The following is a 21,924-nucleotide window of genomic DNA, read 5'->3' on the forward strand; positions in this document are numbered from 1 at the left end:
TCCTTCTTATTTAAGCTTTGACCAACAAGCTATGACCCGTCATTTCTGAAGGGATATCCATGCCCATCATTTCCAACAAAGTTGGCGCGATATCACACAACGCACCTTCTTGGATTGACCAGTCTGCATTAGGTGTCACCATGATCAGTGGCACTGGTTCTAATGTATGAGACGTCAGTGGTTGTGATCCATCATCGCTGAGCATTTGTTCAACATTACCATGATCGGCAGTAATCAGACACTGTCCCCCATTGACTTCCAATGCAGCCATAATGCGACCAAGACATTCGTCGACCGCCTCTACCGCTTTGACCGCCGCATCAAAGATACCACTGTGTCCGACCATATCACCGTTGGCAAAGTTACAAATGATGGTGTCGTACTTACCTGCTTCGATCACTTCGACCAGCTTATCAGTTACCTCAGGGGCACTCATTTCTGGCTTAAGATCGTAGGTTGCGACATCAGGTGACGGGATCAACTCACGCTCTTCGCCTTCAAATACGGCTTCTTCACCACCATTGAAAAAGAACGTTACGTGAGCGTACTTCTCAGTTTCTGCGATACGCAATTGTTGCTTGCCAGTTTTTGCCAGTACTTCACCCAATGTATTGCTTAGGGCTTCTGGTGGGAAGGCAACGGCTGCTTTGATGTCTGCCGCGTATTCGGTAAAAGTAACAAAGCCTGCTAGTTCAGGCGTCGCTTGGCGCTCAAAGCCATCAAACTGTGCCTCAGTAAAGGCTCGCGTTAACTGGCGCGCACGATCTGGACGGAAGTTAGCGAAAATCACCGCATCACCGTCTTCAACTTTGACCGCTTCACCGATCACTGTGGCAGATAAAAACTCATCGTTTTCATCACGATCGTAAGCATCGTCGATGGCATCAAATGCACGACTGGCTTGGTATAACCCTTGTCCTGAGACAATCGCATCGTAGGCCTTTTGTACACGGTCCCAACGATTGTCACGATCCATGGCAAAGTAGCGCCCTGTTAGGCTCGCAATGCGACCCACGCCGATTTCTTTTAGCTTCGACTCTAGCTGTGCAACGGGCTCATGGGCAGAGCGCGGCGCGGTATCACGTCCATCAGTAAAACCATGTACGTAGACTGCTTTAGCGCCACGCTTGGCGGCCAATTCACACATCGCCATGATCTGCTCATGGTGACTGTGTACACCACCCGCTGACAGTAAGCCCAATACATGCACGGCTTTGCCTGCAGCAACCGCTTTATCGACTGCTGTTACCAAGGCCTCATTCTCGAAGAAACTACCGTCTTCGATAGCCTTACCGATACGAGTAAAGTTTTGATAGACCACGCGCCCTGCGCCAAGGTTCATATGACCAACTTCTGAGTTACCCATTTGGCCTTCTGGCAGCCCCACCGCCATGCCCGATGTTTTAATCAAGGTATGAGGGCGCTCACGCCATAGCTTATCCCAATTTGGAGTATTGGCCGCGGTAATCGCATTGGAAGTTGAGGTCTCGCTGTAGCCCCAACCATCTAAAATAAACAGTGCCGTGGTTTGTTTGCTCATGTTTGCTCTTCCCGATCTGTAACTAGGCAGTTAATGGATACTACCATAGGCTCTATTATGCTTCACTGCGCACAGTGTGAATCTTGGTATAAAGTTTCAGCAACAATACGTCAAGCATGCTCCTTTGTAGGGCATCATTAAGGTTGACATCTATCGACGCAACAAGAGATCCGAGTCGCGTTGCAATTCCTTCAATACGGGCCTAAATTTAAATCAATCTATTGGTATTGATGAGGCCTAACCGCTATGCAAATCGAGCATTTTTTTCAATCTCTCTGGTCTGCTTACATCAACGTAACGCCACAAGCACAACGTATTAAATCGTTATTTGAATCTCTTAATGAATCCGTTATAAACGACCATGTCGCGTTTCGCACCTTCGCCGATTCACCTATCGCCTTAGCCAAACTCGAACCGATACTCAATGATCTCGGCTATCAAGCTTACGGCGTCTTCACCTTCGCAACCAAACACTTGAATGCACGCTGCTATAAACATCCTGCCCCAGAGGCACCTAAGATATTTTTATCTGAGTTACGCTGGCATGAACTAGCGCCAGAATGTCAAAACGTGATCCAACAACTGATCGCCAAAATCCCCACCAATATTGTTCAAGGCCCAGAAATCTTTTGGCAACAACGGCTGTGGCCTGCCCCAACCTTAAGTGATTACCAAATTCTGCAACAGCACAGCGAATACGCAGCATGGCTCAGCACCATGGGCATGCAAGCCAATCACTTCACCGTCAGCGTCAACCATCTAAAAAGCTTTGCTAGCCTAGAAGCAGTCAACCAGCGCTTACAGCAGGAAGGCTTTGTATTGAACTCTTCCGGTGGGTTGATCAAAGGCTCACCAGAGCTATACCTAGAGCAATCTTCAACCATGGCCGACAAGATCTGCTTTAACTTTGCTGATGACCAAAAACAGAACATCCCTAGCTGTTTTTATGAGTTTGCTTTACGTTATCCACAAGCAGATGGCACTTTGTTTGACAGCTTTATTGAAGGCAACGCTGACAAAATTTTTGATTCCACCAATCACTGAGTAAGCCTGTCATCAAAATTACGTGTTTGGCCGCTAAGCTGATCATTTGCGCTAGCACAGTGCTCGAGTGTGTACCGATAGCCCGTGCCGTGTATAATGCTTCGCAGTTTTTTGACAGGCTTGAACCGTTATGATGAATCAACTTATTGAATTTGCTTTAAACCATTGGGAAATGGTGGCTGTATTTTTAGCCATCGCTGCGACATTAATTTTTGTTGAAACGCGCGGTGGGGCACGCAGTGTCACAACCTCTAGCGCCACCAATCTTATTAATGATAAAGATGCGGTCGTGGTGGATATCCGTCCTGCCAACGAATACAGCAAGGGCCATATCACAGGCTCAATCAATATCCCTGCAGCGAAGCTAAAAGACTCAATGGGCACGCTTGAGAAGTACAAATCTGTCCCCATTATTCTTGTATGTAAAACAGGCATGACAGCTGGCTCAAATGCCAAAGAGCTTATCAAAGCAGGTTTTGATGTATACAAACTGCAAGGTGGTATCACCGAATGGCAAAGCGCCGGCCTACCACTGGTTAAAAAGTAATAGAGGCTACACATGGCAAACGTAACGATCTACTCTAGCAACTTCTGCCCTTTCTGCTTTCGTGCGAAGCAGTTGCTGGAATACAAGCAAGCCGCATTTGACGAAATTAACGTCGACGGCAATCATCAGTTACGCCAAGAAATGATGGAAAAATGCGGTCGCCACACCGTTCCTCAAATTTGGATTGGGGATCGCCACGTGGGCGGTTGCGATGATTTATTTGCTTTAGAAAGCGCTGGTGAGCTTGATGCGCTCCTAGCTGCTTCCAATTAAAACACCAAGGAACTCACATGGCTGAAGAAAATAACGCAGTACAACCACAACTACAGATTCAACGTATTTTCCTGAAAGATATTTCTTTTGAATCACCACGTTCACCACTGGTTTTCCAAGAAGAGTGGAAACCAGAAGTCGGTCTTGAGCTCAACACCAAGAGCCGCCAAGTGGGTGAAAATCTGTATGAAGTTGTGCTTGATATCACAGTGAATGTGAAGAACAACGACGAAGTCGCTTACCTAGTACAAGTGCAGCAAGGTGGTCTATTTACCATTTCAGGCTTTGAAGAGCGTCAATTGCATCACGCACTAGGGGCTTTCTGTCCAGGCACCTTGTTCCCTTATGCACGTGAAAACATCGATAACGTGATCACTAAAGGTAGCTTCAACCCAGTGATGCTAGCGCCAATTAACTTCGATGCGCTATACATGGAAAACTTACAGCAACAACAGCAGTCTACTGAGACTGAGCAGTAAGTACACCTGCGCCGACATCATCGCAAAAGGAGGCTTCGGCCTCCTTTTTTATCTTTGCCCTTAGGAGCGTCTTATGTCGAAGAAAAAACGAAAGCCTTGTCCTTACTGCCTCAAGATGCGTTGGATGGTGATTTATTTGGCCTGCATGGGCATGCTTGGGCTACTGTTTGTACAGCAATTTCTTGAACAAAGTTAAGCTGTTGAAAAGTCACCAAGTTGTTCACAGCACAAGCTATTGACTTGCTTGATGACCGATGGCTTACCCGGCCTATTAACACTAAAAGTTGAGTTTTTCTCACCTTTTTACTGAGAATTGATCGTTTGTCTAGTTTCTAGTCAGTCGCTACCATTTACCTATTGAAAATTCTTGTAAAAACCAATAGGAGCAACACGATGAACCGATTCGATTTTGACAACCTAGACACTGATTACTACGTAGAGCGCGGCTACGAACTACGCCGTCAATACGTTGCCCAAGCCAGCAAAAGCTTAGTGGCACGCATCAAAGCCTTGTTCACAAGCAGCACTCCTCGTCCAAGCACACCACTGCAAGGCACCCCGGCGCACTCATAATAGCCCTACGCCTATTTTCGTTACTGATCGCAGTCTAAAAACAACACCCGATCAGCACAACGAATCCTCCCTTTCAACACCTTTGACTTCTATCAAGCCCCGCTGATTTACTCCTTTCCCTTAACAAGAACCATTTTCACTGTCATCTAATTGTCATCATTTGGTCATATCATAGCCGCACTTACCCGCTACCACGCGACAAGGCAGAGATATTATGATGCAACAAGAACGAGCGAAGCTATTACACAGCATTCTCACGGAAGGCCTTATCACGCCCCTTTTTCAGCCCATATACGATCTAAAAAGCGGCGCAATTTATGGCTATGAAGCGCTCTCAAGGGGCCCTGAAAATACTGAATTATTTACCCCGAGCATTTTATTCCCTTACGCTCAGGCACAAGGTCGCCTCCACGAGCTTGAGTTGCTTTGCCGTGAGCGCGCCATCTCACGCTTTGCCGAGCTAGGCTTACCAGGGCAATTGTTTCTAAATGTCAGTGCCTCATTGCTAAGCTCGCCAGATCATCAAAAAGGCATGACGCTGTCGATCTTGAATGAGCTCGGGCTCAACCAAAAAAATATCGTTATCGAGCTGTCTGAACAGCATCCTTATGATCAAAATGGTCTGTCACATAAGAGTGTCGAGCATTATCGTGATATGGGCTTTCAGGTGGCCATCGATGACTTAGGTGCGGGTTATTCAGGTCTTAGACTCTGGTCAGAGCTACGCCCTGATATCGTCAAACTAGACAAACATTTTATCGAGGGAATTGATCGCGATGAGGTCAAACGCGAGTTTGTGCGCTCTATCATTAACATCGCTCACCGCCTCAAATGCGCTCTAATAGCCGAAGGCATTGAGCGCCAGCAAGAGCTCGATTTATTACTCGAGCTAGGCGTCGAATACGGCCAAGGCTTTTACATGCACCGCCCAGCGCTGAACCCAAGTACTAACCCTAATAGCTATTTAGCAGCACATGCCAGTCAAAAAAGACGCTTTGACTACGAGCACGGCGAAACCGTGCAGACCTTGTGCCGTGAGTCTACTTTTATCGAAAGCACGCGGCCGCTGTCAGAAGTGGCTACTCTCTTTAAGCAAAATAAAAGCATTACCGTACTACCTGTCCTCGACAATGGCAAACCACTGGGGGTGATTCGCCGCCATGCTTTACATGAGTTGTTTTCCACACCTTATGGCCGTGCCCTGTATGAAAACAAACCGGCCGTCACAATTGTCTCACAAGAAGTTTTGATCGTGGAAAACACCGTGTCGCTATCCAGTGTATCGACCATGTTTACCGACCAAGAGGCCGACCTCCTTAACAATGAAATTTTGATTGTTGAAGATGGCTTATACTTAGGCATCGGCCACTTAAAAGATCTGTTAAAACGCATTACCGAGCTGAAAATTCAAAACGCGACCTACTCCAACCCGTTGACGCTGCTGCCCGGTAACGTACCGATCAATCGCGAAATCGATCGTCGTATCCAAGAGCAGGAAGACTTTTATGTCGCGTATTTTGACCTCAATGAATTCAAGCCATTTAACGACCGCTACGGCTACGCAAAAGGCGATGCCATTATCCAGTTAGTCGGTAGTATTATTCGTAGTGTCGTGAGCAGTGAGCAAAACTTTATCGGCCATGTAGGCGGTGATGATTTTGTTGTGGTATTTGGCGAACAAGACTGGTGCGAGCAATGTCAGCGTATTTTGAACATGTTTGCCATTGAAGTGCAGCAATTTTATGAACCCCAAGCGCTTGAAGAAGGCGGTATCTGGAGTAAAACTCGCGAAGGCGAACCACAGTTTTTTGGTCTACTGAGCCTTGCCATCGGTGTCGTGAATCCTAATCCCCATGCTTGTGACAGCCACCACTTTGTTGCTGAACTGGCCGCACAAGCGAAGAAGTCGGCGAAGCAGCGTGGTGGCAACAGTATTTACCAACAACCTTACCAATACCATTATGAAGACACAGCTCAAGCAAAGCCTTGCTGTAGCTAACGTTCTCATCAATTCGTTACCCAAACGTCACGAAAACGTCACTTAGCCTCTCTAGCCTAAGGTTATTCGCTAGAGAGGCAATCATCATGAATACTCAATTTCGCGCTGTTTTTATCTCCGATGTTCACTTAGGCACCAAAGCCTGCCAAGCAGAGCACCTGCTAAGCTTTTTAAACCGTATTACTCCGCCCGAGCTATACCTTGTTGGCGACATCATCGATCTGATTGAGATGCGCAAGCGTGCCTATTTCAACGATGTACAACAACAAGTGGTCAAACGCATCTTAGAAATGGCCCAAAACGGTACACGTGTGGTTTATATCCCAGGCAACCACGACGCGTTTTTCCGCCAATTTTGTGGTCAGCAGCTATCAGGCGTTGAGATCATGCAGCAAGCGATTCATACCACCGCCGACGGCCGGCGCTTTTTGGTCAGCCATGGGGATGAGTTTGATCAGATGGTAAAAGTCAGCCCTGTGATGCTGGCCGTCGGCGATAAAGCACATCATTTGATGCTCTCTCTAAATCGTCATATCAATCGTGTGCGCCGTTGGTGTGGCCGCCCTTATTGGTCACTGGCAGGTTACATCAAGTCTCATGTCAGCAAAGCTCAGGAATTTATCTCGCGCTTTGAAAGCGCAGCGATTAAAACCGCGCGCAATAAAAAGCTCGATGGCTATATTGGCGGTCATATTCACTTTGCCCGCTTTCAGCGCCAAGAGGATATTTTATACTGCAATGACGGTGATTGGGTCGAACACTGTACTGCGCTAGTAGAGCATGAGAGCGGTGAGTTACAGCTGTTACACTGGTCTGAACAACCGGTGCTACTGGCACGAGAACCGGAACACTCAACTCTTGCTGCGACGCCTAGTTTGGCTTCTTAATGTCTGGCGTTATACGTTTATGGGTAGCTAAGCGCACTCGGCCACCACCGGTGCGCAGTAGCGCCTGCAAACTCGGATCGTGATGATTGTAGTGCGCCATTTGCGCCAGTAACAATTCCGCCGTCGCCATGGCATCGGTTAAGGCATCGTGTCCTGGGTACTCAGGCAACCCATAGCGCTCACGACAAGGCCCTAAGCGATAGCCACCTTCTTGAATCACTTCTTGCGCCCGCGCCCGACGCTGCATTTCAATTTGCATGGTATCGAGCCAATGCAAACTTAGGGCTGGCATCGGCTGGGTTTGCCACAAGGATTTTAAAAAACCTAACTCTAAGGGCGCATAGTGTGCCACTAATACTTTGTCCTTCATGATTTGGCGCAGATAGCGCAACACACTGGCATGGCGACGCCCTTGCTCCAGCACGTCGGCATCAGTGATCATATGGATACCGACACTTTCATCGTCAATTTCGGCACTGTCGAGCAGCAAGTGTTGTGCTGTATCCAGCTGAATAGCACCATTTTCAATCAACACCCAACCCAAGCTAATGACTTGATGCTGCTTGGGATCCAAACCCGTTGTCTCCATATCTAGCACTAAGTATGAGTTCTCTTGCCATGGTCTTATTTTATCTTCACGTTGGCCACGCCAGTGCTGCCAGTGTTTGAGCCATTGCTTAACCATCAAGCATACCCTCGCGCATAACGCTGCAGCGCTGCCGTCTGACCGTCGGCAATGATGGCAAAGGTTGATTTGAGATGTTTGCGCTCTAATGAGCTTAATTTACTTGGGTCGAGATAAGCACTTGGCTTACCCGTATTCTGCCAATGCTGACGCTGTACCTGCAGTCTCAGTTCATTTAACTCATCCCAAGCGTCCATTAAATTGCGCGCGATATCAGCACTCATCAGTCGCTCGCGAGCGGCCTGCTCTAAGCGCTCTTTGGTACTCACGCGATACTGCTTACAGCCTAAGCCATAAATACGCGCTAGATCGTTAATCAAGGCTAATCCTTGATGTTTCAAATCCAGTTGATGCTTGTGCTCGCCTGATGACTCTAGAAGAAAATTGCGGAAGAAACCCAATGGCGGCTTAGTCGCGGTGGCCGTGCGTGTCAACGTCGCTAAAAACAGCGAACTCTTAGCCACACGCGCCTGCATAGCACTGATCAAATCACTGATAGCGCGATCATCGCCATAGACACAGCGAATATCAAAAAAGATGCTGGCGTTGAGTAACGACGACGGCGAGCTGGCCTCGATCCAATGGGCAAATGCCTCACTCCAACCTTGCTGGGTTAAGCGCCACTTTGCATTGGACGCCATAATGTCCCCTGGACAGGTGCGAATACCACACTCGGCCAAGCCCTCACAGACAAACGCTCCGAGCTTAGCGAAGTACTGGCTTTCTTCAGCGTTAGGCGTGCGTGATAACATCAAGCCGTTATCCTGATCACTGCCAAGGGATTGATCCTTGCGAGCTTGCGAGCCAAACACGATAAACTGAAACGCCATCGGCGGTTCGCCATAATGCTCAAAGCCGAGTTCGATCAGGCGCCGAGTCAAACTATCGCTAATCGCGGCAATGACACTGCCAATATCGGTGGTTTTCATGTCTGTTAAGATCAAGTTGACAATCAACGTCGGCAACTGCTGACACACCTCACGCAAGCTATCCACACTGGTCTGACGGTTAATCTGGTTAATCAGTAACAATGGACTTAACTCTTGATGACGCAACAAGTCAGCCGCCGTCACCATACCGACAGGAATCTGATCTGTGTCTACCACCGGTAAATGGTGAATGTTGCGCTCGCTCATGAGGGTCTGGGCGTGCATCACCAAACTGCGCGGGTCAATCGAGGCGGGGTTAGCAGTCATAATGTCCGTCAGTGGCAATTCACTAGACGCGCCCACCGCTAAGACACGAGAGCGTAAATCTCGGTCCGTTACAATCCCCACCAAACGCTGCTGATCGACAACTAAAATCGAGCTCACGCGGTGCTCGGTCATACGAGCCGCCGCTTGTTGAACGCTTTCATTGGGGGCGGCACTCACTAATTCGCGCGACATGATTTGGCTAATAGACGTGGATAATTGCAAGGCAGGAGTTGCTAAATCTGTGGCATGAGCACGAGATAGTTTACGGATACGACTGCTGCGGGTGTGGGCAAAAAACAAGGCGAAGTCTTCACTTTCTTGTACGACGGCTTGAAATCCAGACTTCTGAAAGCGATAGATTAGGCTATCTTCGAGCACCACTACTTGAAGGCCATCAGGGTTTTGCGCGAGGACACTGGACACACCAAAACAATCACCATCGGCGAGCTTATCGACCAATCCCCCTTTATCGGAGCGAATCTCACAAGCACCACGGCGGATCAGATGCAATGTGGCATGGCTACCTTGCAGGTCTAGCTTTTCACCTTGGCGGGCGTAAGTTAATTCAACACCGGTAAGCAATTGCTTTTGTTGCGCTAGAGTCAGTGCGGAAAAAGGTGGAGTCGTGTCGATGAACTTGAGGACTTCAGGGATATCGATAGCAGCCATAAGCGATGTACCTAATCATTATTGTTATAATGTAAAGATACGATGGCTTCGCGATCGTTACCACTCACTCAAGTCAATTTAGACCAATGTATTACATTGCTAAATGGCAATAACCTGATTTCGGCCAGCGTGCTTGGCACGATACAAAGCATCGTCCGCGCGGGTGATCAGGGTATCAATAGTATCGCCTGACTTAAAACGTGATAAGCCAATGCTGATAGAGGTTTTCACGCTGCGACCGTCATAGCCTTCAAACGTCTCTTGGGCAATCGCATCAATCAACTGTTGCAGGCATTTGCTCACCTGGCTGGTATCTTCTTGGGCAAACACGACCAAAAACTCTTCGCCACCCCAGCGAGCAATGTGCCCCATCTCTCCGACTTGACGGTCAATCAACTGACCGATGGCGATTAACACCTCATCGCCGACCAAGTGACCATGTTCATCGTTGATACGCTTAAAAAAGTCGACATCGATCATGGCCAAACTGATGATCTCGGGGCGGGTATCAAACTCCATTTTCAGACGGCGTAACATCTTACGACGGTTAGGCAGCCCAGTCAGAGCATCGACATAAGAAGCCTGCTCAAGCTCCAAATTGGCCTCACGCAAGGAGGTCTGATAGCGGTCTGAAATACGGGTAATTTTTTCCAGTTGGCGCAGATGTTTATCAAAGCGTTCACCTAGCGTTTTTTCACGCTGTAAAATCATGTCTTGGTACGAATCCGAGACACGAATCAGCTGCTCAACCCGCGACCAATGATCTTGGTTATATTCCCACAATTGCGCTAATACTTGGTGCAGTGGGTGATCTTGATACTCGGGTGTCGCAAGAGCCTGCTCTACTTGCTGCTCTAACGCTTTGATATCTTTTCTCATTCTTGGCCTATAATGTTAAACGCAAAACTGCAGTCTTCCTTAAACTCTTCCGCTAGTTCTGCAACACGCTCATTGTCCACGTCATAACGCCAGTTCACCGTAATATCACGGCCGCCCTGATGGGCTTCTTCAAGCTCATCAAAAATATCCATCATGACTTTGATGCTACTGGTATTTAAGTATAGAAGTGCCAACTCGAGCACCAACGGACGCTGGCTATCGTTTAAGTAAGCACTCACCCAATTGACCAAATCGGTATAAAACTCAAACGAGTTTTCTGGGTACGAGTCGCCTTCCATATAGATCACACCACGACTACTGTCTGTCTCAATTAATGGTGTCGATTGCGTAGAGACTATTTTTAAATCATTCATGTTCGGTTTCTCAAATTTGTACGCTCAAACTAAAATAGCCAGTGCCATTTTCTAAATCTTTTAAGGCGGGCACCATAGGTGCGGTCGCTTTGCGAGCAATATCAATCAGTCCAAGCCCTGCGCCGCTCACTGCGTCTTCATCTCTTGGCTTACGTAACTGTTGCTTGTACAACTTCTTAAGTTCTACTTTGTCCATGTGTGCCAGCCCTTGCACATTAGCGAGCAAGGCTTCACCGTCAGCTAAGTGAACAACGTTACCAGCACTAATGTGATAGTGACCTTCGTGGAAGCTTACTACGACGGTAGCGGTATCCGCACCAGACAACTCTGCTTTCATGGCGTAATGACGAATGTTCTGCGTTAACTCAATATATACGGCAAATACATCAATTGCTGAGGCTGGCGACGCCTGCTCGCTTTTTAAATAGTTGCGTAGCGCGTTACCAATTTCTTCAATTAAGCTGCGAGAAATAGGCCCATTGAAGCACAACAAAATCTTTTCGTTATCAAAACGCTCTCTCAATCCATAAAGGTCTGGTACAAACATGATTACGCACTCCAGTCATCTTGAACGTGTTCAAAGCGAAACGATAACAAAGTAATGTCATCGCGTTGCGGTAAATCGCCCATATAATCATCCAACACTTGCGCAAAGCGCGTGCTTTGTTCCGCCAGTGGACGCTGGGCGTTTTCCACTAGTAGTTTTTCAAACCGTTTATTACCAAAGCCAAAGCGTTTTTCGCCACCGGCTTGATCCAAATAGCCATCCGTTGTCATGTAGAATGTCCAACCGGCTAGTGGTAAATCTCGGTTTTCAAATTCACCTTGCTTGCGATCGCCCAAGGCACGCTTGGACGATGCATATTTTTCCACCGATTCGCCATCACTGGCATACAACGCAATTTTAGCGCCACTGAAGCGCAGCATGTCACCCGTCTTAGGAATATACACCAGTCCAACGTCAGCGTTGGTAGCCACATCATGGCTGCTGGAGTCTTCATGCAGCATGGAGCGCACGGTTTGGTCTATAGCATATAGCAGTTTGGCGGGATCATCGATACCTAATTCGTTGATCGCTTTATCAATCGCTGCGCGCATGAGCATTGTCATAAGAGCACCCGGCACACCGTGCCCAGCACAGTCTACAATACCTAATAAACAGCCCTGATCATTGGTGTGGAAAACATAAAAATCGCCGCCAACAATGTCTCTTGGACGCCACATCACGCTGTGATGATCACCCAAAAGCTGTTGCATTTGTCGATCAGGTAAAATCGCTCGCTGGATCAGGCTAGCGTAATCGATCGAAGCACCAATCTGACGGTTGGCCTCTTTGATACGCTCATGACTTTGCTCAAGCTCTTGGGTTCGCTCTTTGACACGATACTCAAGTTCTTGGGTATGACTTTCGACCTGATGTGCCATGTGATTGAAAGTACGACTAAGATCGCCAATTTCATCGTCGTATTTCACCGGCAAACGCACCTCGTAAGAACCCTGTGAGATCGCCTTAGCTGATTGTTGTAGCTGACGTAAAGGCTGCAATACCAGACGATCGACGGCAAAACCAAAGAACACCAGCACAATCATCAACAACAACGCAAACACCACGCCCACGCCCATGATGAGGTCAGTATTCAGTAAGCGTACTTCATCAAGATTGACACTGGTGGTGATCAACCAATTCAGTTCCGGCATATAACGCATGGACAGTACGTAGTCTTCACCACGCATACGCAGCTTCAGCGTCTCGACTTGATCAGATTGTTTGGCTGTATCTACCGCCTTACGCAGTGCCGCTTTGGCGTCCGCTTCTTCGACCAAGTCAAAAATAGACGCGCCATCGCCGCTACCGCCGATCCCTGCGACAGAGACTAAGTCTGAATTAGCATGCGCTTCGATGGTGCCAGTCGTAGCATTAACCACAAATGGCTCCACCCCTGGCTGTGGTGACGTAGCAAACGACTCAATAAAATCCCCCAATCCAAAGCCGGTGCCAGCGATACCGAGAAACTCACCGTTTTCGCGCACCACGACGTTGATCCAGATTTTGGTTTTGTTGAGGTATTCGCTTAAATCTACGTTAATGTTGTAGGGCTCTTCTTGCTCACGCGTAAGGCGATACCAACGGTTGACGTCGAGACTGTCGTCCATGTAATAGCGCGGCGTACCGTCCACCGGCAACTGACTGTCGTAGTAGTGGTATTCAAAACTTTTATCGGAGACAAAAAATATCGCCTCGTCCTCAAACGCTGTTTTGAACGAACGCGTATCTTCTAAGGCGCGCGCTTTTAATTCAGCATCGCCAGGAGATTGGAACCAAGCCTTCAGACTGCCTAAATTGGCAAAGCGTTGTGCCAAAGCCAGCTCTCGGGTCATGGGCGTGAGGACTTTTTGATAGTTCAGCTCGGTATAACTTTGCGCGTAGGTCGTCGCCGAATACTGACGCCCTTCAGACACCACAAACCAGCCCATGATCACGGCGATGATAGAAGCGACGATCCCCGCTAATACCAACACCAACAATGATTTCCACCTTAATCCCCAGCGTGCCACTGTCTTGTCCTTTCTAGTCGTTATGTACTTGATTTAAAAGTTGCGCCAAACTGTCTACAGGGATTGGCTTGGCTAAACCAAAGCCCTGGAATAAATCGCATTGTCGTGCAGCGAGCCAATCAAACTGCTGCTGTGTTTCAACCCCCTCGGCAATCACCTCCATGCCAAGGTTGTGCCCCAAGCTAATAATCGACTCGGCGACAGCCGCGTTTTTCGCTTGCGCTTCAACATTCACAATAAAGGATTGATCGATTTTGAGCTGATCAATCGGCAAGCGATGCAGATAACTCAGCGATGAATAGCCCGTGCCAAAATCGTCCAGTGATATTAGGACGCCAAGGGTTTTCAATGCGGTCATCTTAGTAATGATATCTTGCTGATCATGGGCCAACATGCTTTCAGTCAACTCCAGCTGCAAGCGTCCGGCATCAATGCGGTGCTCAGTAATCGCCTGCTCAACTTGTGCGACAAAATCCTCTTGCGCAAACTGCACGGCGCTGACGTTAATCGACATAATAAGATTTTGCATGGCTGGATCGTCTTGCCAATCGGCCAACTGCCGACAGGCACTATGCAACACCCAATCACCGATGGGTAAAATTAAACGTGTCTCTTCGGCAATCGGTATAAATTCCGCTGGAGACACCATGCCTCGTACCGGATGCTGCCAACGTAACAGCGCCTCGACACCAATCACCTGACGCGCTCCATTCCACTGCGGCTGCAGATACAACACTAACTCACCGTTATCGATGGCATGGCGTAGATCATTTTCTAAATGCACTCGTGCCAGCACCCGCTCCTGCATACGCGCTTGATAGAAGCAGAACTGCGAGCGACCAGAAGATTTTGCTTCATACATAGCCAGTTCTGCTTGCTTGATCGCGTCTAATGCATCTTGGCTATACTCATCAATCACAGCGATACCAATACTGGCTGATAGCTGGTATTCGATGCTGTTCACCGAGAAGGCGCGTGTTAGAGTATTTAACAGCTTTTGTGCCACACGGCTGGCACGATACAAAGCACGCTCAGGCTTAGCAGAAACATCCACCTCTTCAAGCAAAATCAAAAACTCATCACCACCATAACGCGCCACCAAGTCTTTGGCCCGTATCGCTTCGACTAAACGCGATGCCACCTGCTGTAGCAGTTGATCGCCAATATTGTGGCCCCACACATCATTGACGTCTTTAAAGTGATCAATATCGATGAAGAGAATAATACTTTGGTGCTTGTGCAGCCCCTTTTCTTGAATCAAGTAATTGATTTCCTCAAGCATTAGGGTGCGGTTAGCAAGGCGGGTTAAGGTATCGTAGTAATGTAACTGACGTATTTTACGTTCCGAAGCCTTACGCTCAGAGATGTCTTTAAAGGTCGCGACATAATGGCTGACATCACCAGAGTGATCATAAACAGTTGAAATACTCAGCCATTCGGGAAACACTTCACCGTCTTTACGACGGTTCCATACCTCACCTTCCCAACTCCCCTGCTCTTGCAGTTGAGTATAGAGCAGCTGGTAAAACTCTTTACTGTGGCGGCCAGAGCTTAAGATGGCTGGCGTTGCGCCAATGACGTCCTGTTCGCTGTAGCCAGTAATGTGCTGGAAGGCGCGATTGACGCGAATGATGCGGTTATCCTTATCACTGATCAGGATCCCATCTTGGGTTTCAAAAGCAGTTGCCGCAATACGCAATTGCTCTTCGGCATCCTGTCTTACGGTGATATCACGCAATAACACCACAAAACGCCCTTCTTCCTGTGGCGACACTTTGCTGTACACCACTGAAATCTCAAACCAGATCACCTTGCCATCGAGCGCTATCTGGAAAAAAGCGCCACGATCTACAGACTCTGCTCGGGCGTGGTACAGTGCCTGCTCAAATACTGTGACTGCGGCTTGACTCAAATACGCAGAAAAGGCCTCACCGACCACAAAACACTGCTTCACTTCGGTTTCATCTTCAGGGGCGTGCAACTCGCGTACAATGCCATTCCCATCGATTTCGATCAGTGGATCAGGAACCGCCTGTAACGTTGTCAGCAGACGTTTTTGCGTGGCTTGAGTTTGCGCCGTTTGCTGCGACAAAAGCTCAGCCAACAATTGTTTTTGCGCTCTGATGCGATAAGCAAGAAATACCAGTCGAGCGACCACTAGGGCGACGATCAAACTGGCCAATATATAGAATCCCAATAGGGTATCCGGTAGCCACCCTTGCACCGGTGACACCGACAAACGCCATTGAGCATTCGGCAAGCTAATCAGATGTTCGACAGGATCCTCTAAAAGCTCGGCTTGACTACTGGAAATAACGATCGCCTGTTCGGCATCCACACGCTCCAGAGAGACGGCATAGCCCTGCTCGGCAAGCCCGGAAAACTTAATACTTTCTAATAGCGGCTCGATACGGATAACCACATTGGTAAAGCCCCAAAATTGACCAGCGCCGCCCCAACGATCTTCCAAGGTCACTGGCAAACGAGCCACCAAACCTTTACCACCCTGCACCAAATCCACAGGACCTGCCAGAGTCAGCTCTTGTTGAGTGAGAGCGTTCCACGCCTCCGAGCCCTGCTCCGTATCGGCTAGCGCATTAAAGCCCAACACTTGCTCATTGCCTTCTAAAGGATAGGTCTGCGTGACAATACCATTGGGAGATAAAGCAAAATTATTTACGATGGGATAAATTTTATGCAGTGACTCCGCCACCTCAGGGAACCAGCGCGTAAAGCCGCCAAACTGTCGCACCAAACCCGCCAAAGTATAGTTACTCGACAAAGTGTGCTCTAAGGAGTTTTGTAGATGATAGGCATAAGATTGGGAGAGCGCCGTCACACGTGCTCGCTTAGTCTCATCCTGTTGTGACTGTAAAGCAGAAGAGCCCAACAGTCCGATGACAAACACCACCACAAAAACCATGGCGCTAATCATGAATGCTCGCTGACCGACTTGTTTATGTGCGGGTTGGATACTCATATAAAACGACTGTACTTACTCTTCTCTGATCAGCGACTCTAACTGAAAACGTTGTTTGCTTATTTTTAAGCTCATTCGTTACCTGCAACACCTAGGCCAATGATTAGCCTGTCCACACTATAAACTAAAATTTATGCAAACTCTCGTGTCATATAAATCCTATAACGCAAATTCTATCTGCATTTTTCACGTGCAAGCGCCTCCTTATTCACACCGCAACGCTAAGATTACGACGATAATTTAAACGCTTCGTGAAGTAAGCGTGCAGATCCACCAAATCTTCCCTCTGACGCTTGAAAGTTGCTCTCGCAAAAGCCAGTTTAATTACCAACACGTTGTGACAACGCCTACTCGAAATTGAATGACACAAAGGAGAGTAAAAATGAATCAAACAGCAGATATGAACCAAGTAAAACATGTAGCAGACATTGTTAAGGTCATGAACGGCGGGATCGATTTCTACGAGAAGGCAAAACAGGAAGTAGAGAGCACACGTATCCAACGTATGTTCAACAAGATGATTGAAGCAAAAGAACAAGCGGTTCGCGAGCTACAACCATTTGTGATTGAAGAGAAAGGCAGTGCCGAGACAGACAACAGCTTTGAAGTCGAAGCGCGCGAGAAATACACCAAATTGCTCGATAAGGTAAACAGCGACTCTACTGAGCATAACTACGTAGACCAGCTAGAAGAAGTCGAAGATAAGGTGCTTGAAGAGCTTGATAACGCACTACAGCACACTCAACCAGCAGGTTGTGAAGCAGCGCTACTGAAAATCAAAGCACAGATGCGCGAGTGCCACGATGAGATGAAAGCGCTACAAGAAACGACACATTAATTCGTAACTTCGTATGCGATTTAGACGGCTTCCTTCACGGAAGCCGTTTTCGTTTACCACTCTTTCTGCCCTGCCCTTTCACCACCGCCATGGCCCCCTAAAATGGTCAAATTGCACACACTAAACCTAGTCACAAGATGCCCTTTCTACTAGAATACCGCCTTTTATAATTTCGGGGCTGGCGGCCATGTTACAGACACCTTACTACCTCATCGATAAGGCAAAACTGCTCAAAAATCTTGAGAAGATTGCTTATGTTCGTGAGCATTCTGGCGCAAAATCTTTATTAGCGTTGAAGTGCTTTGCAACATGGTCGGTATTCGATCTGATGCAAGAGTACATGGACGGCACCACTTCCTCTTCTTTATACGAAGTACGTCTTGGCAAAGAGAAGTTCGCCGGCGAAACACACGCTTACAGCGTAGCCTACGCCGACAACGAAATCGAAGAAGTTTTAGCCCACAGCGACAAAATTATCTTCAACACCATCGGTCAATTTGAACGCTTCAAAGAAGCGAGCAAAGACAAAACTCGTGGTCTGCGTGTCAACCCACAGGTGAGCACGTCTGAGTTCATCATTGCTGACCCAGCGCGCCCGTTTAGCCGTCTTGGCGAATGGGACCCCAAGCGCATCGAAAGCGTGATTGATGAGATTTCTGGCTTCATGTTCCACAACAACTGTGAAAACAATGATTTCGATCGTTTCGATGAAATGCTGACACTGATTGAAGAACAATTTGGGCACCTGATTGCCAAAATGCAATGGATTAGCCTTGGTGGCGGCATTCACTTTACTGGCGATGATTACCCAATCGACAAATTCTGTGCGCGCCTAAAAGCCTTCTCGGACAAATACGGTGTGCAGGTCTACCTAGAGCCAGGCGAAGCGTCTATCACCAAAAGCACCACGCTTGAAGTAACCGTATTGGACACTCTGTACAACGGTAAAAACCTAGCCATTGTCGATAGTTCCATCGAAGCCCACATGCTAGATCTTTTGATTTACCGTGAGAGCGCTCGTATGACGCCTTGCGACGGCGATCATGAATACATGATCTGCGGTAAGTCTTGCCTTGCAGGCGATATCTTTGGCGAATTTAAATTTAACCATGAACTAAAAGTTGGCGACCGTATCTCCATCGAAGATGCCGCCGGTTACACCATGGTCAAGAAAAACTGGTTCAACGGCGTCAAGATGCCATCCATCGCGGTGAAACAATTAGACGGCACCATTGAGCTGGTTCGAGAGTTTGATTACGACGACTTTATGCACAACCTATCTTAAGGCTGCATCATTTCTAACTGGAGATAGCAATACCATGAAAAAGAACGTACTAATTATTGGTGGCGGAGGAGTAGCCCGCGTAGTGGCTCACAAATGCGCCCAACACAATGACACACTGGGCGATATCACCATTGCCTCACGCAGCGTTGCGAAATGCGAAGATATCGTGGCCAGTGTCATCGAAAAAGGCGCTATGAAAGTTGAGGGCCGCATTCAGGCATATGCCCTTGACGCTCTGGATGTTGCCGCAACAGTTAAACTGATCAAAGACACTAACTCTGAGATCGTCATCAACGTGGGCTCTGCGTTCATCAACATGTCTGTTCTTGAAGCCTGTATGGAAGCTGGTGTGGCTTACTTAGACACGGCGATCCACGAAGATCCAACAAAAATCTGTGAAACGCCACCATGGTACGCTAACTACGAGTGGAAACGCCGCGAAGCCTGTAAAGAAAAAGGCATCACAGCGATCCTTGGCGTAGGTTTTGATCCGGGTGTGGTAAACGCTTACGCAGCCCTTGCATACAACCACTACTTCGACAGCGTAAGTGACATCGACATCATCGATATCAACGCCGGTAGCCATGGCAAGTACTTCGCGACTAACTTCGACCCAGAAATCAACTTCCGTGAATTTACCGGTGTTGTGTACTCTTGGCAGAATCGCGAATGGAACGTCAACAAGATGTTCGAAGTAAGCCGTACGGATGACCTGCCTGTTGTAGGTAAGCAAACGTCTTACATGAGTGGTCACGACGAAGTGCACTCTATTTCACAAAACCTAGACGTGCCAAACGTACGCTTCTGGATGGGCTTCGGTGAGCATTACATCAACGTCTTCACCGTACTTAAAAACCTAGGCCTATTGTCTGAGCAGCCAGTTAAGACTGCGGAAGGTCTAGAAGTAGTACCACTTAAAGTCGTAAAAGCTGTACTACCTGACCCATCTTCATTAGCACCAGAATACACAGGTAATACTTGTATCGGTGACAAAGTGAAAGGCCTTAAAGACGGCGTAGAGAAAGAAGTCTTCATCTACAACGTTGCCGATCACAAAGACGCTTACAACGAAGTGGGCAGCCAAGGTATCTCTTACACAGCAGGCGTACCACCCGTTGCCGCGGCGATCCTTGTTGCCAACGGTACTTGGGACTGCGCAGAAATGCGTAACGTTGAACAACTAGACCCTCGTCCATTCCTAGGTTTATTGAACGAGATGGGGCTACCAACTCGTATCAAAGACGAAGACGGCGACCGTCCATTCGAGTACAACGCGTAATCTATCCGTTATAGATAACGCCCGCTCGCACCAAAAAGGCCCAGCAATGCTGGGCCTTTTTATTAGCGCTCCCTGGCGCATCACCTGACGTGAGCAAACATCTCCTTAAGGGTAGCCAAATGAGGCGCTTGATCTTCTGGCGCTAACCAACTGCCGGTAAACGCATTGCATGCCAGTGCATACAACTCCTCTTTACCGATCTGCGTATCCTTTACTAAAGCGGCATAGTTATCGTTCATGTAGCCACCAAAGTAAGCCGGATCATCTGAATTTACGGTCGCTTTTAACCCAAGCCTTAACATAGCGCGAATGGGGTGCTCTACCATGGTATCGACGACACACAGTTTCAAATTTGATAACGGACACACCGTCAACGTCAGACCTCTGTGCTTAATCGTAGCGATCAAGTCTTCGTCTTCTAGTGCTCGATTACCATGATCAATCCGATCTACACCAACCACGTCTAACGCTTGCCACACGTACTCTGGCGGCCCCTCTTCACCGGCATGCGCAGTAACGGGTAGGCCTAACGCCTTACAAGCTCGAAATACATTGGCAAACTTCTCAGGTGGATGACCGACTTCAGAGCTATCCAAGCCGACGCCGTCAATCCATTCTAAATACGGCTTCGCCTGCTCAAGGGTCTCAAAAGCACTTGCTTCATCTAAGTGCCGCAAGAACGACATAATCAATCGATAACTCATGCCAAACTGCTGCTGGGCGTCCGCCAAGGCATTATGAATACCTGTGACCTGCGTCGCAAAAGACACACCTCGGCTTAGATGCCCTTGCGGATCAAAGAAGATCTCTACATGTACCACATTATCCTCATGGACACGCTTGAGATATGCCATGGTCAAATCGTAGAAATCCTGTTCTGTGAGTAATACCGACATCCCTTGGTAATATAGATCCAAGAAATCCTGCAAGTTCTCAAACTGATAAGCTGCTTTTAAGGCATCGATGGAGTCATACTTCAAAGCCACCCGATTGCGCTGTGCAATAGCAAACATCTGCTCTGGCTCAAAGGTCCCCTCTATATGCAAGTGCAGCTCTGTTTTTGGCATCTTCATGGCCAAATCTAATAGGGAATCAGAGCTTGTCATAGCACCTCTCTCTTCTCTTAGGAATGTGATCAACCTTGGTCACCTATTCGTTATTATGGATGCTTCTCTCTTTAAGTTAGCAAGGCTTTACTTATTTGGAAACTTAACTAAATGGTCAGTATGCTATTTTAATAGAAACAACCAGCCATAACAGCGACTAATTCCACCGTAAGGAAAGAACTTTGTACCAGGAGAGATTTTGATAGATCTGTGCCATGACTCGCGGCGTTAGCCGCCTTGCTTAAGCCCAGCAAGCGTTGCTTGCGATCGCGCGTGAAACGCCCTCGTACAAGAACCGAAGGCTAGAAGGAAACTTTCGTTTAGGAAGAACTCTATACGAAGGGGCTATTGCCCGTGACTGGCGGCGCTAGCCGCCTTGCTTAAGCCCAGCAAGCGTTGCTTGCGATCGCGCGTGAAACGCCCTCGTACAAGAACCGAAGCCCTGAAGAAACTTTGAGGTAGGGGTCATAACCCTTTTGCAGCGCCCATTTCATATTGGCGCGTGGTGCTGATATGTGGCGCGCAGAAGGCGTTATGGCGCCGACGCTCAACCATCGATCTCTCAAGCTCGGGCTTTTTCGCCAGACGTAAAAAAGCCCTGACCGCGTTAGCGATCAGGGCTTCTTAATTAAAAGCTTGACGACGACCTACTCTCACATGGGATCTCCCACACTACCATCGGCGATGGCGCCTTTCACTTCTGAGTTCGGGATGGGATCAGGTGGTTCAACGCCT

20 protein-coding genes and 1 rRNA gene are annotated in these 21,924 nt (G+C 48.0%); 11 read left to right on the forward strand and 10 right to left on the reverse strand.

Features of this window, described 5'->3' with window-relative positions:
* Positions 1–10: 10 nt before the first annotated feature.
* A complete protein-coding gene (gpmI, locus tag JQX58_RS14465) occupies positions 11–1,540 on the reverse strand; it encodes a 2,3-bisphosphoglycerate-independent phosphoglycerate mutase (RefSeq protein WP_204147564.1) in 1,530 nt (509 codons plus the stop codon).
* Positions 1,541–1,786: 246 nt separating this feature from the next.
* On the opposite strand from gpmI, the gene JQX58_RS14470 reads away from it, so the two are divergent.
* The 8 genes from JQX58_RS14470 to JQX58_RS14500 all read left to right on the forward strand — a co-directional run bounded on the left by JQX58_RS14470 (position 1,787) and on the right by JQX58_RS14500 (position 7,342).
* Entirely contained in the window at positions 1,787–2,584 is a 798-nt protein-coding gene (locus tag JQX58_RS14470) for a DUF1338 domain-containing protein (RefSeq protein ID WP_204147565.1), read from the forward strand.
* 130 nt (positions 2,585–2,714) lie between these two features.
* Positions 2,715–3,131: a rhodanese-like domain-containing protein gene (locus JQX58_RS14475; protein WP_204147566.1), complete on the forward strand. Its 417-nt coding sequence runs from the start codon at positions 2,715–2,717 to the stop codon at positions 3,129–3,131.
* A gap of 12 nt (positions 3,132–3,143) precedes the next feature.
* Positions 3,144–3,404, forward strand: a complete 261-nt coding sequence (grxC, locus tag JQX58_RS14480; RefSeq protein WP_204147567.1) for a glutaredoxin 3 — start codon at positions 3,144–3,146, stop codon at positions 3,402–3,404.
* 17 nt (positions 3,405–3,421) lie between these two features.
* Entirely contained in the window at positions 3,422–3,883 is a 462-nt protein-coding gene (secB, locus tag JQX58_RS14485) for a protein-export chaperone SecB (RefSeq protein WP_204147568.1), read from the forward strand.
* Between the two features lie 73 nt (positions 3,884–3,956).
* Positions 3,957–4,079 (forward strand): hypothetical protein, encoded by a 123-nt coding sequence (locus JQX58_RS15490; protein WP_275412759.1) that lies wholly within the window; start codon positions 3,957–3,959, stop codon positions 4,077–4,079.
* 197 nt (positions 4,080–4,276) lie between these two features.
* A complete protein-coding gene (locus JQX58_RS14490; protein ID WP_204147569.1) occupies positions 4,277–4,456 on the forward strand; it encodes an RSP_7527 family protein in 180 nt (59 codons plus the stop codon).
* A 214-nt stretch (positions 4,457–4,670) separates the two neighbouring features.
* On the forward strand, positions 4,671–6,455 hold the full coding sequence (locus JQX58_RS14495) for a GGDEF domain-containing protein (protein ID WP_204147570.1): 1,785 nt from the start codon (positions 4,671–4,673) through the stop codon (positions 6,453–6,455).
* An 86-nt stretch (positions 6,456–6,541) separates the two neighbouring features.
* On the forward strand, positions 6,542–7,342 hold the full coding sequence (locus tag JQX58_RS14500; protein WP_204147571.1) for a UDP-2,3-diacylglucosamine diphosphatase: 801 nt from the start codon (positions 6,542–6,544) through the stop codon (positions 7,340–7,342).
* Here the strand turns inward: JQX58_RS14500 and JQX58_RS14505 are convergent.
* The 7 genes from JQX58_RS14505 to JQX58_RS14535 form a co-directional block, all read right to left on the reverse strand.
* Positions 7,326–8,027, reverse strand: coding sequence for a 3'-5' exonuclease (locus JQX58_RS14505; protein ID WP_204147572.1), 702 nt, complete (start codon positions 8,025–8,027; stop codon positions 7,326–7,328). The genes JQX58_RS14500 and JQX58_RS14505 overlap by 17 nt on opposite strands.
* Positions 8,027–9,892 carry a DUF294 nucleotidyltransferase-like domain-containing protein gene (locus tag JQX58_RS14510; RefSeq protein ID WP_204147573.1) on the reverse strand — a complete coding sequence of 622 codons (1,866 nt, stop codon included), beginning with the start codon at positions 9,890–9,892 and terminating at the stop codon, positions 8,027–8,029. Before JQX58_RS14510 ends, JQX58_RS14505 begins: the two co-directional genes overlap by 1 nt.
* A gap of 99 nt (positions 9,893–9,991) precedes the next feature.
* Positions 9,992–10,771, reverse strand: a complete 780-nt coding sequence (locus tag JQX58_RS14515; RefSeq protein WP_204147574.1) for a diguanylate cyclase — start codon at positions 10,769–10,771, stop codon at positions 9,992–9,994.
* Entirely contained in the window at positions 10,768–11,145 is a 378-nt protein-coding gene (gene siaC / locus JQX58_RS14520; RefSeq protein ID WP_204147575.1) for a biofilm regulation phosphoprotein SiaC, read from the reverse strand. The genes JQX58_RS14515 and siaC overlap by 4 nt, the downstream gene beginning before the upstream one ends.
* Before the next feature lie 10 nt (positions 11,146–11,155).
* Positions 11,156–11,692: a biofilm regulation protein kinase SiaB gene (siaB, locus tag JQX58_RS14525; protein WP_204147576.1), complete on the reverse strand. Its 537-nt coding sequence runs from the start codon at positions 11,690–11,692 to the stop codon at positions 11,156–11,158.
* A gap of 2 nt (positions 11,693–11,694) precedes the next feature.
* Complete coding sequence (siaA, locus tag JQX58_RS14530; protein ID WP_204147577.1) at positions 11,695–13,701, reverse strand: biofilm regulation protein phosphatase SiaA; 2,007 nt, start codon at positions 13,699–13,701, stop codon at positions 11,695–11,697.
* Between the two features lie 13 nt (positions 13,702–13,714).
* Positions 13,715–16,681, reverse strand: coding sequence for an EAL domain-containing protein (locus JQX58_RS14535; RefSeq protein WP_204147578.1), 2,967 nt, complete (start codon positions 16,679–16,681; stop codon positions 13,715–13,717).
* A gap of 382 nt (positions 16,682–17,063) precedes the next feature.
* On the opposite strand from JQX58_RS14535, the gene JQX58_RS14540 reads away from it, so the two are divergent.
* From JQX58_RS14540 to JQX58_RS14550, 3 genes are all read left to right on the forward strand, one after another.
* Positions 17,064–17,519, forward strand: coding sequence for a PA2169 family four-helix-bundle protein (locus JQX58_RS14540; protein WP_204147579.1), 456 nt, complete (start codon positions 17,064–17,066; stop codon positions 17,517–17,519).
* A 187-nt stretch (positions 17,520–17,706) separates the two neighbouring features.
* Positions 17,707–18,804: a carboxynorspermidine decarboxylase gene (gene nspC / locus JQX58_RS14545; RefSeq protein WP_204147580.1), complete on the forward strand. Its 1,098-nt coding sequence runs from the start codon at positions 17,707–17,709 to the stop codon at positions 18,802–18,804.
* 34 nt (positions 18,805–18,838) lie between these two features.
* Positions 18,839–20,083: a saccharopine dehydrogenase family protein gene (locus tag JQX58_RS14550; protein WP_204147581.1), complete on the forward strand. Its 1,245-nt coding sequence runs from the start codon at positions 18,839–18,841 to the stop codon at positions 20,081–20,083.
* An 80-nt stretch (positions 20,084–20,163) separates the two neighbouring features.
* Here JQX58_RS14550 and JQX58_RS14555 read toward each other — a convergent pair whose 3' ends face one another.
* A complete protein-coding gene (locus JQX58_RS14555; RefSeq protein ID WP_204147582.1) occupies positions 20,164–21,189 on the reverse strand; it encodes an adenosine deaminase in 1,026 nt (341 codons plus the stop codon).
* A 634-nt stretch (positions 21,190–21,823) separates the two neighbouring features.
* Positions 21,824–21,924: ribosomal RNA gene (gene rrf, locus JQX58_RS14560) — 5S ribosomal RNA — on the reverse strand; the annotation flags it as partial.

The sequence above is a fragment of the Marinomonas ostreistagni genome, from assembly GCF_016888445.1.
GTDB classification, from domain to species: Bacteria; Pseudomonadota; Gammaproteobacteria; order Pseudomonadales; family Marinomonadaceae; genus Marinomonas; species Marinomonas ostreistagni.

Bases quoted from the DNA above. Each gene is read 5' to 3' on its own strand.
- JQX58_RS14500 (WP_204147571.1), top strand. From the start codon at position 6,542: ATGAATACTCAATTTCGCGCTGTTTTTATCTCCGATGTTCACTTAGGC.
- siaB (WP_204147576.1), bottom strand. From the start codon at position 11,692: ATGTTTGTACCAGACCTTTATGGATTGAGAGAGCGTTTTGATAACGAA.
- JQX58_RS14490 (WP_204147569.1), top strand. From the start codon at position 4,277: ATGAACCGATTCGATTTTGACAACCTAGACACTGATTACTACGTAGAG.
- JQX58_RS14540 (WP_204147579.1), top strand. From the start codon at position 17,064: ATGAATCAAACAGCAGATATGAACCAAGTAAAACATGTAGCAGACATT.
- nspC (WP_204147580.1), top strand. From the start codon at position 17,707: ATGTTACAGACACCTTACTACCTCATCGATAAGGCAAAACTGCTCAAA.
- JQX58_RS14505 (WP_204147572.1), bottom strand. From the start codon at position 8,027: ATGGTTAAGCAATGGCTCAAACACTGGCAGCACTGGCGTGGCCAACGT.
- JQX58_RS15490 (WP_275412759.1), top strand. From the start codon at position 3,957: ATGTCGAAGAAAAAACGAAAGCCTTGTCCTTACTGCCTCAAGATGCGT.
- JQX58_RS14495 (WP_204147570.1), top strand. From the start codon at position 4,671: ATGATGCAACAAGAACGAGCGAAGCTATTACACAGCATTCTCACGGAA.
- JQX58_RS14510 (WP_204147573.1), bottom strand. From the start codon at position 9,892: ATGGCTGCTATCGATATCCCTGAAGTCCTCAAGTTCATCGACACGACT.
- JQX58_RS14475 (WP_204147566.1), top strand. From the start codon at position 2,715: ATGATGAATCAACTTATTGAATTTGCTTTAAACCATTGGGAAATGGTG.
- JQX58_RS14535 (WP_204147578.1), bottom strand. From the start codon at position 16,681: ATGAGTATCCAACCCGCACATAAACAAGTCGGTCAGCGAGCATTCATG.
- JQX58_RS14515 (WP_204147574.1), bottom strand. From the start codon at position 10,771: ATGAGAAAAGATATCAAAGCGTTAGAGCAGCAAGTAGAGCAGGCTCTT.
- siaC (WP_204147575.1), bottom strand. From the start codon at position 11,145: ATGAATGATTTAAAAATAGTCTCTACGCAATCGACACCATTAATTGAG.
- JQX58_RS14550 (WP_204147581.1), top strand. From the start codon at position 18,839: ATGAAAAAGAACGTACTAATTATTGGTGGCGGAGGAGTAGCCCGCGTA.
- JQX58_RS14555 (WP_204147582.1), bottom strand. From the start codon at position 21,189: ATGACAAGCTCTGATTCCCTATTAGATTTGGCCATGAAGATGCCAAAA.
- grxC (WP_204147567.1), top strand. From the start codon at position 3,144: ATGGCAAACGTAACGATCTACTCTAGCAACTTCTGCCCTTTCTGCTTT.
- JQX58_RS14470 (WP_204147565.1), top strand. From the start codon at position 1,787: ATGCAAATCGAGCATTTTTTTCAATCTCTCTGGTCTGCTTACATCAAC.
- secB (WP_204147568.1), top strand. From the start codon at position 3,422: ATGGCTGAAGAAAATAACGCAGTACAACCACAACTACAGATTCAACGT.
- gpmI (WP_204147564.1), bottom strand. From the start codon at position 1,540: ATGAGCAAACAAACCACGGCACTGTTTATTTTAGATGGTTGGGGCTAC.